Raw genomic sequence first — 16,391 nt, 5'->3', positions numbered from 1 at the left:
ACTTTCTATTCTCTATAGTAGCCATTGGACTTGTCGTTTTAAAAAACATTAATAATATAACACAAGAATGACACGGAGTTATTATGCATAAAAAACATAATTTGTTATTTTCACTCTGTATATTGTTACCTCCACTAGTTTACTCTGGGTTGGAGATATCTTTTGATTATGCCACTTCTCCAATGCAAAATAACACTGAGTGCCATCATGATTTAATTGATGAAAAAACCCATTTCTATCAAGAAGATAATATCAATTCAGATATCAAAGATAATAAAATAGAAATTATTACAGAAAATAATAATTCTTGGGTCTGTGAAATAAACTGCATAATATCAAGTAAAATGATTATTCCTTTGAACGATCTATTTTCCACTGTTACTGATCAAGAACGTCAAAATAAAGTGGCGTTATTTAATTTTGAATTAAATCTTCATTCTACATTTAACATAAACCTGGAAGATAACGTCGACATTACTATTGATGAAGATGAGATGTATATTCTGGCCTCTGACATAAACAGTCAGCAAATTAATTATAAACTTCATCCAGATACCACGGCCATTGCATTTATTTTCGAGATTTCAAATGGAAGGTTAGCAATAAATTACCTGGAAAGTAATTCTGCTAAACAGGGCTATCTATCTCCCACTCTTATTTTTAACGCCGAACGGACAAATAATCCCACTGTTTTCCCCGACTTGGCTATTTATAACAATCTCCTCAACGGCCCCTTAGTTATGAATCGCTATCTGATGGCCACCATGAGTGATAACCACCGCACCAAACGGGGGGCGGTGGGAGTTATGGGCTGTCTGTTGTCCGGCCCTTTGGCCCTTTACAATGTAGTGGTGCATGGGCGTTGTGATCAGGTGGAGTCGGCCTGGGCCAGCATTAAGTCATTTTTCAGCGGTAACGATAAAGCAAAAATGCGGTTGGTTGCCGGTTCGGCTACAGTCTTAAAACCGCGCCCAACGGCATCTGAAGAAGCAGAAAAACAATCTGAAATATGGGCATTAACCCATATCGACCTCCCTTCATTGTACCAACAGAGCTTAACCCTGCCCGCCGTGGCGAAAGCCTGCAACATTCCGCTGGAAAATTTAGTTAGCAGTCGTTTTCCTCGCCAGTTAGATGGGCCAGCCTGTGGTTCCTGGCTATCACGTTTGCTGGCTGATTTTACCTTATTGTTTGGGAATAGTTTACGTGACTGGTCGGCCGAGCGCTTACGCCAGGTATTGGACAGCGCAATTGATGCGGATAGCACCGGGTATGCAGTCCTTGATACAGGGACGGAGCTACGATTGATGCAAGGAATAAGAAGGGGCGTGAGAGAGCTTGGCCGGGTAGAGGCTATCAATCAAATTACTCGCTCATTTCATTATGCAGAAAGGGAACTTGCCCACTATTACTTGCAAACAAATGGCGAAGATACCCTGCCCTCGGCGGTCCAAAATCTCCCTTTAGGTCATTATGTACTATCTCTTGATGCCTATACTCCCATTACTGACCCCATCCCAGTGCGTATTCGTAGAAATGGTGAATTGGAAGCATCGGATTCATTGGCTTTTCAGATAGAAATCATCTCGGGAGAACATCAAGAAGAAGAGAGGGAGCTGCGCGCCGCCTCTCTGGAGGTTATTAATGAATGGTTCGAAAAATATTACACCCTGACCTATGGCACGATGTTAACAAAAGACCAAGAAACTCATAAAGAAATCAGAGTCCCGGTTACCGCCGCAGATAGAATCATTTACGCTGCACGCATTACGAGCAATTCATTGAAAATTCACTTGGAAGAAAATACACCGGGTTATTTATTTGTCATTGTGAAAATCAATGGAGAAATTATCCACATGTTAGAGGCGGTAAAATATTATATTAACGATGAGCCACAAGAAGGACATTATTATCTGGCAAACTTTCTCACCGTGCCAAAATATATCATAGATGCAGATTCTGACGGCAGTATTCGAGGAGCCGGCACTGCCGCAGTTCATGGATTAGCTCGTCACCTTAAAAATAAAGGCGTTAAATTTATCCACTCTGATGTACTTTCCCATCCCTCCGCCAGAGTGAAAAAAAAGCTGGGCTTTGAGCATGATGAACTTTAAAAAACAGTAGACTTTATTAAGGATCTGGCATGAAAAAATTATTATTCTTACCTTTGTTTATTGTAATAATTTCAGGGAGTGCTAAATCAAATGGAGTTTTACCTGATGAATCAAAAAACTATTCTTTTCCTTATGAAGAGAAAGTTCAAGAAATTGAAGCCACCTGTTTCTACTCAGAAGATAACTATCAAGGTGAAGCTATTTGCCTGAATGGATCTAAAAAAATAGATCTCTATAACGCTAAAGATAATTACTTCAATGATCAGATATCTTCAATTACAATTCCTAAAAATTTATCCACCACTATTTATAAAAACGATCATTATAACCCCCCTTATTACACGCTTATGGAAACTATAAATGGAGAGCAACTAAAAAGTATCGGGATGCATAAAGAAATCAGCGGTATCAGTATAGAAAATAGCGGGGTACTTCCTTGTATTCATAACTGTGTTATTTTAGAAGGGTTTAATTTATCTCTTAGCGATATTTTTAAAAACTATTGGAATCTATCAGACAAGCCAAATAAACAAATACTATTAAACTTTTTGATTAACAATCAAACAGACCTATTCATTGACATAAAAGGCTATTTTTACTTTATGCTAGAAAATAAGAAACTGACTATTTCAGCACCAAATAAAACCTTCAGCTTTTACCTGAAAGATAAAACCCAAGATTTATCATTACTGTTTAAAATTGAAAATAATGTCTTCAGCACTCAATATATTGAGTCTATTGGCACGAACATGACCAATAGTTCACCCATGATAGATTTCCACTGGCCATTTACTGGATGGTCATCTACTCAATTGTCTATTTTAAATTTTAGCGATACCCCGCAAATATTACGCAATATAACTATGACTGCTAATACCAACAATACCAGAGTGAAACGAGACCTTATCAGTAAGCTTGCTTGTTGGGGTATCCCGGCATTAGCCATTTACAATTATGTGGTACAAGGGCGCTGCAACCAATTAGATAAACTTACCCATAAGCTTAAAGATTTATTTCATGGTGACAGCATTAAAATTGCTGGCCATGCTGACATGCTGCCTTTAGCAGCTGACGTCAATATTCCTCCATTATCCGAAATAGCGCCTGGAACCCAGATCCTCGACCACATTGATACCAATATAAAAGAAGAGGGGCTGACCTTGCCGGCCACCGCACGCTATTGTGGTACAACATTAGCTGCGATTATTCATGAGCGCTATCCCCGTCAACCGATGCACCCCTGCCCCCAATGGGTATCACAGTCATTGGCCGATTTCACCTTACTTTTTGGTTATAATCTACACACTTGGTCTGGCGATTATTTACATACTCTAATAAATAACATTATTACCCATCAACGTATTAATATTGACGATGAAGCGCTACCTGAATATCACCACCATGATACCGAACAACGGTTGATTCATAGTATTACCACTCAAGTTAGAGAGTTAGGACAGGTTGAGGTACAAAATACCCTGGCTCGAGCCTTTGAATATTCACAACAAAATTATGCTAATTATTTAACCCATGCAGTGGGGGCTAATGCCCAACCTTTATTGCCCCCTCAAGCAGTACAAGAATTACCCCTCGGTTATTATGAACTGGATTTACTGTCTTATAACTTTCAGGATACTCAGGTAAGAGTTTTACACAATAATCAGTGGGTAGCATCTACTCACCATTTCGAAGTAGACGTTATTGATGGCTCGCGAGAAGAAACACAATCGGTCAGAGATGCGGTATTAACTGTTATTAATCAATGGAAAGAAAAATACAGTAATCAGATTATAGAACGCGATGGAGCAAACGGTGAATTAACGCCTGAAAGTGCAATAATTGAGGCAGGGCAGATATTAAGTCACACCATCGCCAGTGGGTTAACTTATTATTTAGGTTTGGGTACTGATCAGTTTTTTATTGTTCGCTTAAATGGTGAGATAGTCAGTATTTTACAATCTGACAGTATTCATAACTCTGATAATGCTGAAATTACTGCCTCACTGACTCACCCTGATTATGTGCTGAGACCGAATGCAGAGGGTACCATTAGAGGCGCAGGGACTGCCGCTGTCAGAGAAATGGCCCGTTATATGCAGGCCAAAGGACGCAAAAAAATTATTAGCGATGTACTATCACAGCCCTCGGCGATGGTGAAAAGTAAGCTAGGTTTCCACTCCATAGAATTATAAATACCCTGATAATAAAAACAAACTCTATATCCTCATATTTTGATCGAACGCCATAGGCTTAAACAATGGAGAAATAATCTATATAAGTTAATTATCTCGGGAAGCTAGCCATTCCATTTATTGTGATACTGCCAGTGAAATACCACAAAAAAAATAACACCTATAAGTAACACGTTTCCCAGCAATAATATTTATGTAGCCAAGGAACATTGATAAATAAACGAATAACAGAAAAAGGAACCAGTATGAATAAACTATTATTTCTATTTTTATTATCTATCACTTTTATCGGGGATGTTAAGTCCAATGAAGAACATATTCATGAACCAATAGGTAAGCCATTATATTTTACAGCAAAAAAATATGCTCCGGCTTGTTTCTACACCGAAGATAACTTTCAAGGAGAATCCGTTTGCCTGACGCCACCTATGATGATGGATTTTTATAATACTAAAGATCATCACTTCAATGATAATATATCTTCTATTAAAATTCCTGAAGATGTGCATGTTACTATTTATAAAAATGATAATTATAATCAACCGAGTTATAAACTAATGGAGTCTATTAATTTAAGTGAGTTAAAAAAAATAGATATGTCAGGTGAAATTAGTGCTGTTATCACGGCCCAATCGCCTGGTTTTTGCGATGAAAACTGCGTTATCCTAACAGAACAAAAAATAGAATTAGAGGAAGTGTTTAACAAATATCACGGGATTAAACACAACACTAATAAACTTATATTAATGAATTTTGAAGTAAATAAAGACAGTGACTTTTTCGTAGGATTTATTGACTACCCTTTGGCCCTAGTTATTGGCAATGATCTGTTTTTTTATACTACAGCACACAACAAGCCCCTCAATATGAGGCTTAGAGAAAATACTGATAATTTATCTCTCTTATTTAAATTAAATGAAAATAGTTTACAGTTTCAATATCTGGCAGCTAAAGGGACTGAACCCCTTAATACCCCATTTTGGATTAATGCAAAATATTCGTATGAAAAATTGCCAACTTTATATATCAGTAATGGCATCCCCACGGATGATGAGGATAGCTCGTCTGAGCATCTCACCCCATTAATACTGAATAAAACGATTATCGCACTCAACAAACACCCCCAACGCAGTAAACGAGGGTTATTGGGACTTGCTGCCTGTGTAGGTATTCCAGTGCTGGCAATTTATAACCTTGTTACTCATGGGCACTGTAATCAGCTTGATAGATTGGTTGGCATGAATGAATTTTCTCATGACGATGGCGAGGGGAAAACACTGGTGGTGGCCGGCCCGGCAACTCCGCTGCCACCTGTAAAACCGAGTACTGGCTCCCCCTTAGAACAACCCACGCCCGCGACATTGGTATTAACTCATCTCAATACTCACCTGCATAACCAAGCACTGACGCTACCCGCAGCAGCAAGAGTCTGTAACACCTCAATAGATAATATTATCGCCGCTCGCTATCCGCGCCAAACAGGGATTCGCTGTGGATCCAGACTCTCCATGCTGCTGGCTGATTTTACATTGCTCTTTGGTGAAAGCTTATTGGATTGGACCACTGATCATTTAATCCATGTATTACAACTGATTAATGAACAGGGTACTACTGGCTATGCTGGCTCTGATCAGGAAACGGAGTCCCAATTAGTCGAGGGGGTGCAACAAGCAATATCCGACCTGGGTATTCAACCATTGACCGAGATGTTGCAGGATGCTTTTAATGACGCAGTACTCAATTACACTCAGTATTTGATGCAAAATGAAGAACAAGAAAGTCTTGCCACACCTCTGGCCGCGCAAGACTTGCCTATGGGGGATTACACTCTATTTTTAGAACAATATACTCACCCAGAGGAACGTCCAACACCATTAATTATGGATGATAATCAATGGATTACACCAGAAAACCTTTATTTTGAGGTAATGGTTATTCCTGGTGGCGATCATCATCTTCCGACTAATTTAACTGAAGAAATACTTGAAGTTATTGATACGTGGCGGACACTTTATAGCCAGGTCGGATATAAAGCGGATAATACGGGTAGGCCATTAACCAGCCGAGACAGAACTATATATGCCGCGAGAGTGACAAGCTATATATTATCGGAGCTTTTATCTGCTAACCCGAGCGATTATCAATTCGTCATTGTTAAGCTAAAAGGAAAAATAATTAGCGTATTAGCATCGCAGAATAATGAGAATGGTGAAGATAGTTATCTCAATTTCTCGGTAACTGCCCCCCAACATGTCTTAACTCCAGATCAAAATGGCAGTGTTCGAGGCGCAGGAACTGCGGCGGTAAGAGAGTTAGCGCGATATCTTAAAGAAAAAGGGAAAAAAACACTGAGTGCGTATGTTATTTCCCAACCCTCAGCCAAAGTGAAACTCAAAATTGGTTTTGTTCGTAAAGATGAGCTTTAACTCCATCACAGGGTCATGCGTACTTATTCCGTGACGACACGATAGACACAGCGGCGGGAGCCAGAAAGGATATGCTCAGTTCGCTCAACCGGTGCTTGTAGCGCCTCACGAAACACATCCAATTCTGCCCGGCAAAAACCCTGACAACTGGTGGCTGCCGCGCAAATTGGGCAGTGATTTTCAATCAGCAATATTGAGCCATCGGCCTGAGTTTGACACTCCGCCATGTACCCCTCCTGAGAGCGGATCGCCACCAGCCGCTCCACCCGGTCATCAATACTATTGGCCCCTTTCATCGCCTCGCAATAGAGTTCGCGCGTTTCCTGCTCACGGGTATCTATCAGTAAATTAAGCGCTTCTTCGCCTAATTTGGTGCGCACCATCCGCAATAATTGCACCGTTAACTCGCCGTGAGCATCCGGAAAGCGGGCATTCCCGGCCTCAGTAAGCTGCCAAAGTTGGATAGGCCGCCCTACGCCTTTGGCCTGCGCCACGGCGACAACCAGCCCGTCTTTGGCTAATTTTACAAATTGTTGTCGGGCTGCTTCCCCCGTGGTGCCGAGGATCTTGCCCGCATCTGTGGCTTGCAAGGGGCCACGAGTCTTCAGCAACATCAACAGACGCTCAGCAACAGACTGTGGTTGACTGGTAGAATGGTCGATATTCATATCTTCCCCGCTATCATGGGTGCGCTTTCTATTTTAATGAATGATTGCCAGTATAACATTTTACAAGCTTATGCTTGACTTATTATCAGTGCCCAGCCTAAATTATTCCAAGAATTTACTTGTTTAACTTTATCGTAACAACACTTTGTCGTAACAACAACAGCAACTCAACAACCAGATTTCTGGCAGGATGGAAAACGTGATAATGAATGATGCAAGCCGTTGGAGTGATTTGTTCTCCGGCAAGAACGCGGCTTTTGCCATAGCCCTGTCAGGCGGCGTAGTGTTACACGCCATCAATATTTATATCGCCACCACTATTTTACCGTCCGTGGTTCTGGAGATTAATGGCCTGAGTCTCTATGCCTGGAATACAACTCTGTTCGTCACCGCCTCAATCCTCGGCTCAGCGCTATCAGCCCGATTGCTCAGTGGCTACGGCCCGCGCAGTGCATATCTGTTGGCTTCATTGACCTTTATGTTAGGCAGTGCTTTGTGTGCGATGGCACCCAATATGCCACTGATGCTGGTTGGCCGAACGGTGCAGGGTTTGGGCGGCGGCTTTCTGTTCGCACTCTCTTACGCCATGATCAATCTGGTATTTCCACAATCATTGTGGCCGCGAGCTATGGCGCTGATTTCAGGGATGTGGGGCGTGGCAACCCTGATTGGCCCCGCCATTGGCGGCATCTTCGCGGAACTGAACGCCTGGCGATTTGCCTTCTGGACGTTGCTGCCCGTGACCCTAATTTATGCTATTTTCACCTGGCGCATCCTGCCGAAAGGGAGATCCAGCACCGCCGTCACCTCGACATTACCAGTAACCCAGCTGGTGCTATTAACCGCAATTGTCCTGACGATTTCCGCCAGCAGTATTGCTAGCAGCGGCCTGACGAATCTGCTGGGAATCGGATTGGCGGTTTTACTGTTAGTGCTGTTATTGCGCATTGAATCCCGCGCCACTTCGCGCTTACTGCCAAAAGGTGCATTGCGCCTAAATTCCCCCTTGGCGGCGCTCTATATCACCATTTCTTTACTGGCGATCGGCATTACCTGCGAGATTTTTGTCCCTTATTTCTTACAAACCTTGCACGGCCAATCACCGCTGATTTCTGGCTATATCGCCGCCACGATGGCAGCGGGCTGGACAATTTCTGAAGTCATGAGTGCTGGCTGGAAGAAATCAGGTGTTCGTTGGGCGATTATCAGCGGCCCAGTTATTGTGCTGGTAGGGATAATTGCGCTCGCCATTCTGATGCCGGTCAGCTCATTGGGCGGGTGGGCGCAGATGGGCCCTATCGCCATCGCGCTGACATTAGTGGGCTTTGGTATTGGTTTTGGCTGGCCGCACCTGCTGACCCGCATTCTGCAAGTGGCTGCTGAAGAAGATAAAGATATTGCCGGGGCCTCGATTACCACGGTACAGATGTTTGCCACCGCAGTGGGGGCGGCAATAGCCGGAATGGTAGCCAACCTTTCGGGGCTTAATTTCCCCGGCGGGGTCGCGGGTGCCGAAAACACCGCTCATTGGTTATTTACGCTGTATGCCATTGCCCCAGCACTGGCGATTATCACCGCGCTACGCTGCGCCGCCATTCGCTTGCCCGGCTTTGCTGTTAAAAGCACCGCCAGTCACGAAGCATAATAAATGATGAGAGCCAACCTGCTCAAACAGGTTGGTTTTTTCATTGCTCGTAACATTATAAGGGCGATTAGCGCTTGATCCCGCACCACTCTTTGCTGTTATTCTGGCTTTAAATCTTAATATTAATCCTATTGACCCAAAGTCATTGGAGGTTGCGATGAAGCCGTCTATTGTGCTGTACAAAAGTATTCCCGCTGACCTACATCAGCGTTTAGAACAACATTTTACCGTAAACAGTTTTGAGGGTTTATCTTCAGATAATCAGCCTGAGCTATTGGCTGCGCTGCAACAGGCGGAAGGACTTATCGGTTCCGGCGGTAAAATTGATCAGACTTTCTTGCAATTAGCACCTCGGCTGCGCGCTGCTTCAACCATTTCTGTCGGTTATGACAATTTTGATGTCGATGCGCTGAACCAGCGCGGAATTGTATTAATGCACACGCCGACCGTTTTGACTGAAACAGTGGCCGACACCATGATGACGCTGGTGCTTTCCACTGCTCGTCGGGTTGTCGAGTTGGCTGAGCGCGTGAAAGCCGGTGAGTGGCAAGACAGCATTGGTGATGATTGGTTTGGCGTCGATGTTCATCATAAAACTATTGGCATTCTCGGCATGGGCCGGATTGGCATGGCGCTAGCCCAACGGGCACATTTTGGTTTCAGCATGCCGGTGCTGTACACCAGCCGTCGCCCACATGAAGAAGCGGAAAAGCGCTTTGGTGCTCGCCGCTGCTCACTCGATACATTGCTGGCTGAGGTCGATTTCCTCTGCATTACCCTGCCGATGACCGAGCAGACTTATCATATGATTGGCCGTGAACAGCTGGCTAAAATGAAATCCAGCGCCATTTTGATCAATGCAGGCCGTGGGCCAGTCGTGGATGAAAAAGCACTGATTGCGGCCCTACAAGATGGCACTATTCATGGCGCGGGCTTGGATGTATTTGAACAAGAACCTCTGCCGGTGGATTCGCCATTACTCACATTACGCAATGTGGTGGCCGTGCCGCATATTGGTTCCGCCACCCACGAAACTCGCTACAACATGGCCGCCTGCGCGGTGGATAACCTGATTGCCGCACTGACCGGCACTGTCACAGAAAACTGCGTCAATCCGCAGGTATTGCAGAAAATATAAGCGACTCGATTGGTCTGCTTGCAGGCCAATGATAACTACCCTCTGACTTTAGGTGGTTCTCGATAGGTATGAAATACACGGAGTATTTGGATTTCCTGACTTTTGACTCGATAAGGCAGCAAATAAGGGAAGTTATGCAAAACTAATTCTCGTGTGCCCATGACTCTTCCTGCACGCCCCATTGAAGGTTGAGTGGCTAATAATGAGGTTAATTTATGGACTTCATTGGCAAAATTTTGCGCCGCGATAGGGTTTCTCTCATATAACCTCTGATACTCGCGTTGTAAGTTTGCAGCAGCTTTCCTTAGCCATTTCACATTCATTATTTATCCTTATCCTGAACGAACACACCCATTTTTTTAAACAGTGTACTCATCTCATTTTCAGAGACAAAATCTTGCTGATCAGCTTCTATAATGGCTTGTTTTATCTCTGTAATTTGCCATGCCTCACGATCCAGAAAATCCTGAATTGCTTGTCCAGCCAAATAAGACTTGGTACGCCCGGTAGCCTCTACCAATAACGACAATTGGTTAGCAAGCTCATCAGATATTCTCACTGATATAACACTCATTTTTTCTCTCCACCTAGAGAATTACAATGTATACATTGTAGTATAGACGAAAAAACAGGCAATCCAAAGTGCCAAATCCCCCTCCTCCATCGCCCTCCTCCCTACAATAATCCCTAGAGGATGAGGCTATTTCTTCGCCGTCTGGCACTCTGATATTCATAAAGATTTATACGTTTCTCAGACCCAAGGAAGACGCGCGATGAAATATCTTACTTTCCCTCTGCTTCTGGTTTTGTCACCAGCAGTGATGGCGAACTGGTCACTGCCCCATTTCCCGGCTTTTACTGAACAAGACAGTGGCGTTTTCCTGAGTAGCAGCGCCCTAACAAAAGGGGAATACACCCTTAAATTTCATCAAGATAAACAGTGCTGGCAGCCCACCGGCCCAGTAAAATTGAATCAGACATTTTCGCTGCAACCTTGCCAAAATCAGGCCGATATCCAGTGGAAGCTGTTCCGCGATGGCCAATATCAGGTGCGGATTGATACCCGCAGCGGCACCCCCACACTCACTTTGAGCATCAAAGAACCGGTGGCGGAAACCGTCAAAGTCGTAACACACAGTTGTCAGCGCTGGGACGGCAAACCGGTGACAATTGATGTCAGCAAAACCTTCTCTGAGGGGGAAATGGTGCGGGATTTCTACTCCGGGCAAACGGCGAAAGTCTCCCTCGGTAAAATTACGCTGCAACCCACTCCCGAGAGCGGGGGCTTATTGTTATTGGAATCAGCCCAAACCCAGCAAGCCGCGCCATTTAGTTGGCAAAATGCCACCGTCTATTTCGCCCTGACTGACCGCTTTAAAAACGGCAACCCCGACAATGACCATAGCTATGGCCGCCATGGCGATGGCATGGAGGAAATCGGCACTTTCCACGGCGGAGATTTGGCCGGATTAACAGAAAAACTTGATTATCTCCAACAGCTTGGAGTCAACGCACTGTGGATAACCTCCCCGCTAGAGCAAATCCACGGCTGGGTCGGCGGCGGTACCAAAGGTGATTTCCCACATTATGCTTATCATGGTTATTACGGCCTGGATTGGTCACGTTTAGATGCCAATATGGGTACCGAACAAGATTTGCATAAACTGGTTGAGCAAGCCCATAAACGCGGCATCCGTATTCTATTTGATGTAGTAATGAATCATGTGGGATATGCCACTCTGGCAGATATGCAAAGCTACCAATTCGGCTCGCTGTATCTGCAAGGCGATTCGTTAGAAAAAACACTGGGCAAAAACTGGACTGACTGGACTCCTGGCAAAGGGCAAAACTGGCATAGTTTTAACGATTATATTAATTTCAGTGATAAATCCGCCTGGGATAACTGGTGGGGCAAGAAGTGGATCCGCACTGATATTGGCGATTATGACTCCCCCGGTTATGACGATCTGACCATGTCGCTGGCTTTTCTGCCGGACATCAAAACAGAATCCACTCAAGCGAGTGGCTTGCCGGTGTTTTACCGCCATAAACCGGATACTGCCGCGCGGGAAATGGCTGGTGCCACTCCACGTGATTATCTAACTCATTGGTTGAGCCAATGGGTTCGCGATTATGGTATCGACGGTTTTCGTGTAGACACCGCCAAGCATGTCGAGAAACCCGCCTGGCAACAACTAAAGCTGCAAAGCGCGGCGGCTCTGGCCGAGTGGAAAGCGGCTCACCCTGACCAAGCACTGGATGACTTGCCATTCTGGATGACGGGAGAAGCTTGGGGCCACGGGGTGATGAAAAGTGATTATTACCAAAATGGCTTCGATGCCATGATTAACTTTGATTTTCAGGATCAAGCTAAACAAGCGCTGGCGTGCTTCTCATCGATTGACGGCACCTATCAGCAAATGGCTGATAAACTGCAAGGTTTCAATGTGTTGAGTTATATTTCATCCCATGATACCCGGCTATTTTTTAAAGATGACGCGCAACAGTCATTGGTGAAACAGCAACGCGCGGGCGACCTGCTGCTGCTGGCTCCAGGGGCGGTGCAAATTTTCTATGGTGATGAAAGCGGGCGAGAATTTGGCCCCACCGGCTCAGACCCATTGCAGGGAACCCGATCAGATATGAACTGGGATGAACTGACGGGTGAAAAAGGCGCGCTGTTGGCGCATTGGCAAAAAGTCAGTCAGTTCCGCGCTCGCCATCCGGCCATTGGTGCTGGTGTGCAGCAATCTCAACAAACTTCTGATTACTATGCTTTTAGCCGCCAACATCAAGGTGATAAAGTCTTGGTCGTTTGGGTTGGCGACAAAAAAGAGTAATTAAGTATATTATTTCGAAATAACACTTCCTACCGATATTTTCGCGCGGTAGGAAGAAACCTTTCCGCATTGCGTCCGTTTTTATCTGCGAGTATGGTAGTTGTTCACTTACGGATAACAATAAATTTTCATTTATGAAGTTTTCACTTTTCGGCGACAAATTCACCCGCTACGCGGGCATTACCAGATTGATGGACGACCTCAACGACGGCCTGAGAACCCCAGGTTCTATCATGCTTGGCGGCGGTAATCCGGCACATATTCCTGAAATGGATGCTTACTTTCAGCAACTTTGTCAGGACATGCTGGAAAGCGGGAAGCTGACCGAGGCGTTGTGCAATTACGATGGGCCACAAGGCAAAGATTTACTGCTGAAAGCATTGGCAACAATGCTGCAAGATGAGCTGGGTTGGCAAATTGAGCCACAGAACATTGCACTGACAAATGGCAGTCAAAGCGCGTTTTTCTACTTATTTAATCTCTTCGCTGGCCGCTATGCCGATGGCACCCGTCGGCGGGTATTATTCCCACTGGCACCAGAGTATCTCGGATATGCCGACGCGGGCCTCGACGAAGATTTATTCGTCTCCGCCAAGCCCAATATTGAGCTACTGCCCGAAGGGCAATTCAAATATCACGTCGATTTTGAGCATCTCAATATTACTGATGATATTGGCCTGATATGCGTCTCGCGGCCCACCAACCCGACCGGGAATGTGATTACTGACGATGAGTTAATCGGCCTTGATGCTATTGCTCAGCAACGTGGTATTCCGTTATTGATTGATAACGCTTATGGCGTGCCATTCCCCGGCATTATCTTTACCGATGCGACCCCACTGTGGAACCCGAATATCATTCTGTGCATGAGTTTGTCGAAGCTGGGCCTGCCGGGTTCGCGCTGCGGGATTGTGATTGCCGATGAGAAAGTCATTTCGGCGCTCACCAATATGAATGGCATTATCAGCCTGTCACCGGGCAGCATGGGGCCAGCTATTGCTGCCGAAATGATTGCGCGCGGGGATTTGCTGCGTTTATCCAAAGAGGTCATCCGGCCATTCTATTTTGAGCGGGTACAGCAAACTATTGCTATCCTGCGCAAATACTTACCGCCGGAGCGCTGCTTGATCCACAAACCGGAAGGGGCGATATTCCTCTGGCTGTGGTTTAAAGATTTGCCGATCAGCACTGAACTACTGTATCAGCGCCTGAAAAAGCGCGGTGTGTTGATGGTGCCGGGCCACTATTTCTTCCCCGGTCTGGAATATGATTGGCCGCATACCCATCAATGCATGCGGATGAATTATGTTCCAGCACCGGAAGATATCGAAAAGGGTGTGGCAATTCTGGCCGAAGAGGTTGAGCGGGCGTTTCAGGAAGCAAAGTGATTGGCTGAGAATAAATAGCTAAGGGCCGCTTATTCGGCGGCCCTCAGTTTTATTTTAAAACCATCTAAAAGTTATTATCTAACCCAACGTCACTATCTAACCCAAGGTCATTAGCGTCACATAGTTGTCCAAAACAATACGGCCAATATCTGCGGCGACATGATTCGTAAGAACATCGCCAGCGGGTAAACTGTTGCATAAGACAGTGCCGCTGCACCACTGGTCGGATGCAGACCATTGGCAAAAGCCAGCGCCGGTGGATCGGTCATTGAACCGGCTAACATGCCGCACAATGTCAGGTAGTTCATCTTAGCCAACATACGCGCTAAAATCCCCACCGTTAGTAATGGAATCCCGGTAATCATCGCCCCGTAGCCAATCCACGCCAGCCCATCACCATTCACCAAAGTATTGATAAAATCACCGCCTGACTTCAGCCCGACCACTGACAAGAACAATACAATTCCCAGTTCACGCAGTGCCAGGTTGGCACTCGGCGGCATAAACCAATACAGTTTTCCGATGCTGCCAATACGCCCCAAAATAAGTGCGACAACCAGCGGGCCACCCGCCAAACCCAGACGTAAAGCCGCAGGGAACCCCGGAATAAAGAGCGGAATTGATCCTAACAACACCCCCAGACCGACACCGATAAATACCGGAAGCATCTGAACTTGCTGTAGTTTCTGTTGCGCATTACCGACGACAGCAGATACCGCCTCAATAGATTCCGGGCGGCCGACCAGATTAAGAATGTCGCCGAATTGCAGGCTGGCACTATTACTGGCAACCAGTTCAATACCCGCACGATTTAAGCGGGTAATGGCCACGTCATACTTCTGCTTCAGATTAAGGTCGCGGATTTTTTTACCCAGCACCGCCTCATTGGTCACCACCACCCGGGCAGTTTGCAATGCCGTACCGGCGGTAGATAAGGTGACATCCACCTCTTCCCCGACCACCAGTCGTACTTTCTCCAAAGCTTCGCGCTGCCCGACCAAATGTAGATAATCGCCCAGTTCAATCACTGTGGCCGACAACGGCACCATCAGTAAGTCACCGCGTTTCAAGCGGGAACAGACCACTTCATCACTGTTGAGCAGCGGCACATCTTGTACGGATAGCCCATGCAGATTAGGGTTACGAACCGCCACATTCATAGTTTGCAGCAACTCGCGGTTCTGCCCGTGGCTACTATCAAACTCTTTTGCTTCGCGATCGACATTGATTTTAAAGAATAAACGAATCAGCCACATCACCAGCAAAATACCGCAAATGCCGAATGGATAGGCCATGGCATAACCCATCCCCATTTGGCTGACCAATTGCGGTGGCGAGCCTAAATCAGTGAGGATTTGCTGCGCCGCCCCGAGAGCCGGGGTGTTGGTGACTGCACCTGAAAATATGCCCAAAATGATAGGCAGTGGCACGGCAAATAATTTATGGATAATTGCGGTCACTAACCCGCCGACAATCACCATCAGAATAGCAAAGCTGTTAAGCCGCAACCCCGAGACCCGCAGTGAGGAGAAGAACCCCGGCCCCACCTGAATACCAATGGTGTAAACAAACAGAATCAGGCCAAATTCCTGAATGAAGTGCAGCATGTCCCCATTGAGAACTAATTGATAAGTTTGTGCAAAATGGCCCACGATAATGCCGCCAAATAACACCCCGCCGATACCTAACCCCACACCATAGATTTTCCAATTACCGATCCATAACCCCAATACGGCGACCAGCGCCAACATACTGACGGTAAGGGCGATAGCACTCATAAATCACTTCCTTGCCTAAGTTTAAAAACTGGCGGCCATGTGGAATCTCATTTGGGTCAGTCATGGCCTTAAATTCCTACAATTAGTAAGGATTCTGTCAGAAGGGGAAATGATTGACTGTGGGATACACCACAAAATGCACCGGAGAGTGGGGAAACTCTCCGGTGAAAAAACAAACACGGAAAAGCTTAATACTAAAAGG

General features: G+C 45.5%; 11 protein-coding genes. 7 read left to right on the top strand and 4 right to left on the bottom strand.

The features are described 5' to 3' along the window. Positions 1 to 83: 83 nt before the first annotated feature. The 3 genes from OP863_RS00130 (at position 84) to OP863_RS00120 (ending at position 6,732) form a co-directional block, all read left to right on the top strand. A complete protein-coding gene (locus OP863_RS00130) occupies positions 84 to 2,114 on the top strand; it encodes a hypothetical protein (protein WP_265525747.1) in 2,031 nt (676 codons plus the stop codon). Between the two features lie 29 nt (positions 2,115 to 2,143). Next, entirely contained in the window at positions 2,144 to 4,306 is a 2,163-nt protein-coding gene (locus tag OP863_RS00125; protein WP_145591004.1) for a peptidase inhibitor family I36 protein, read from the top strand. A 245-nt stretch (positions 4,307 to 4,551) separates the two neighbouring features. Beyond that, the gene (locus tag OP863_RS00120) at positions 4,552 to 6,732 is read left to right on the top strand and encodes a peptidase inhibitor family I36 protein (RefSeq protein ID WP_265525746.1); all 2,181 of its coding nucleotides are present in this window, start codon (positions 4,552 to 4,554) and stop codon (positions 6,730 to 6,732) included. 23 nt (positions 6,733 to 6,755) lie between these two features. Here the strand turns inward: OP863_RS00120 and OP863_RS00115 are convergent, their stop codons facing one another. Continuing rightward, positions 6,756 to 7,400, bottom strand: a complete 645-nt coding sequence (locus OP863_RS00115) for a helix-turn-helix transcriptional regulator (RefSeq protein ID WP_265525745.1) — start codon at positions 7,398 to 7,400, stop codon at positions 6,756 to 6,758. A 205-nt stretch (positions 7,401 to 7,605) separates the two neighbouring features. Here OP863_RS00115 and OP863_RS00110 point away from each other — a divergent pair, with 205 nt between their 5' ends. Then, the gene (locus tag OP863_RS00110) at positions 7,606 to 9,045 is read left to right on the top strand and encodes an MFS transporter (RefSeq protein WP_038637624.1); all 1,440 of its coding nucleotides are present in this window, start codon (positions 7,606 to 7,608) and stop codon (positions 9,043 to 9,045) included. A 157-nt stretch (positions 9,046 to 9,202) separates the two neighbouring features. Further along, positions 9,203 to 10,183, top strand: coding sequence for a glyoxylate/hydroxypyruvate reductase GhrB (ghrB, locus tag OP863_RS00105; protein WP_050291893.1), 981 nt, complete (start codon positions 9,203 to 9,205; stop codon positions 10,181 to 10,183). Positions 10,184 to 10,218: 35 nt separating this feature from the next. Here the strand turns inward: ghrB and OP863_RS00100 are convergent, their stop codons facing one another. Both OP863_RS00100 and OP863_RS00095 read right to left on the bottom strand, forming a co-directional pair. Further along, a complete protein-coding gene (locus OP863_RS00100; RefSeq protein WP_145589392.1) occupies positions 10,219 to 10,506 on the bottom strand; it encodes a type II toxin-antitoxin system RelE/ParE family toxin in 288 nt (95 codons plus the stop codon). Next, positions 10,506 to 10,757: a CopG family ribbon-helix-helix protein gene (locus OP863_RS00095; protein ID WP_145591988.1), complete on the bottom strand. Its 252-nt coding sequence runs from the start codon at positions 10,755 to 10,757 to the stop codon at positions 10,506 to 10,508. Before OP863_RS00095 ends, OP863_RS00100 begins: the two co-directional genes overlap by 1 nt. A gap of 199 nt (positions 10,758 to 10,956) precedes the next feature. Here OP863_RS00095 and OP863_RS00090 point away from each other — a divergent pair, with 199 nt between their 5' ends. Together OP863_RS00090 and OP863_RS00085 are read left to right on the top strand one after the other, a co-directional pair. Next, entirely contained in the window at positions 10,957 to 13,023 is a 2,067-nt protein-coding gene (locus OP863_RS00090; RefSeq protein WP_265525744.1) for an alpha-amylase, read from the top strand. Positions 13,024 to 13,157: 134 nt separating this feature from the next. Beyond that, entirely contained in the window at positions 13,158 to 14,411 is a 1,254-nt protein-coding gene (locus tag OP863_RS00085; RefSeq protein WP_145591990.1) for a valine--pyruvate transaminase, read from the top strand. Positions 14,412 to 14,527: 116 nt separating this feature from the next. Here OP863_RS00085 and OP863_RS00080 read toward each other — a convergent pair whose 3' ends face one another. Next, positions 14,528 to 16,189 (bottom strand): putative transporter, encoded by a 1,662-nt coding sequence (locus OP863_RS00080; protein WP_145589388.1) that lies wholly within the window; start codon positions 16,187 to 16,189, stop codon positions 14,528 to 14,530. Positions 16,190 to 16,391: the final 202 nt, after the last annotated feature.

Source organism: Yersinia sp. SCPM-O-B-9106 (C-191), assembly GCF_026183365.1.
Classification (GTDB): Bacteria; Pseudomonadota; Gammaproteobacteria; order Enterobacterales; family Enterobacteriaceae; genus Yersinia; species Yersinia rochesterensis.
This window is presented reverse-complemented; position numbering and strand designations above follow the sequence as displayed.

What these genes read in the sequence shown, in the direction of transcription:
- OP863_RS00130 (WP_265525747.1), top strand. Translation starts at nt 84, where the DNA reads ATGCATAAAAAACATAATTTGTTATTTTCACTCTGTATATTGTTACCT.
- OP863_RS00125 (WP_145591004.1), top strand. Translation starts at nt 2,144, where the DNA reads ATGAAAAAATTATTATTCTTACCTTTGTTTATTGTAATAATTTCAGGG.
- OP863_RS00120 (WP_265525746.1), top strand. Translation starts at nt 4,552, where the DNA reads ATGAATAAACTATTATTTCTATTTTTATTATCTATCACTTTTATCGGG.
- OP863_RS00115 (WP_265525745.1), bottom strand. Translation starts at nt 7,400, where the DNA reads ATGAATATCGACCATTCTACCAGTCAACCACAGTCTGTTGCTGAGCGT.
- OP863_RS00110 (WP_038637624.1), top strand. Translation starts at nt 7,606, where the DNA reads ATGAATGATGCAAGCCGTTGGAGTGATTTGTTCTCCGGCAAGAACGCG.
- ghrB (WP_050291893.1), top strand. Translation starts at nt 9,203, where the DNA reads ATGAAGCCGTCTATTGTGCTGTACAAAAGTATTCCCGCTGACCTACAT.
- OP863_RS00100 (WP_145589392.1), bottom strand. Translation starts at nt 10,506, where the DNA reads ATGAATGTGAAATGGCTAAGGAAAGCTGCTGCAAACTTACAACGCGAG.
- OP863_RS00095 (WP_145591988.1), bottom strand. Translation starts at nt 10,757, where the DNA reads ATGAGTGTTATATCAGTGAGAATATCTGATGAGCTTGCTAACCAATTG.
- OP863_RS00090 (WP_265525744.1), top strand. Translation starts at nt 10,957, where the DNA reads ATGAAATATCTTACTTTCCCTCTGCTTCTGGTTTTGTCACCAGCAGTG.
- OP863_RS00085 (WP_145591990.1), top strand. Translation starts at nt 13,158, where the DNA reads ATGAAGTTTTCACTTTTCGGCGACAAATTCACCCGCTACGCGGGCATT.
- OP863_RS00080 (WP_145589388.1), bottom strand. Translation starts at nt 16,189, where the DNA reads ATGAGTGCTATCGCCCTTACCGTCAGTATGTTGGCGCTGGTCGCCGTA.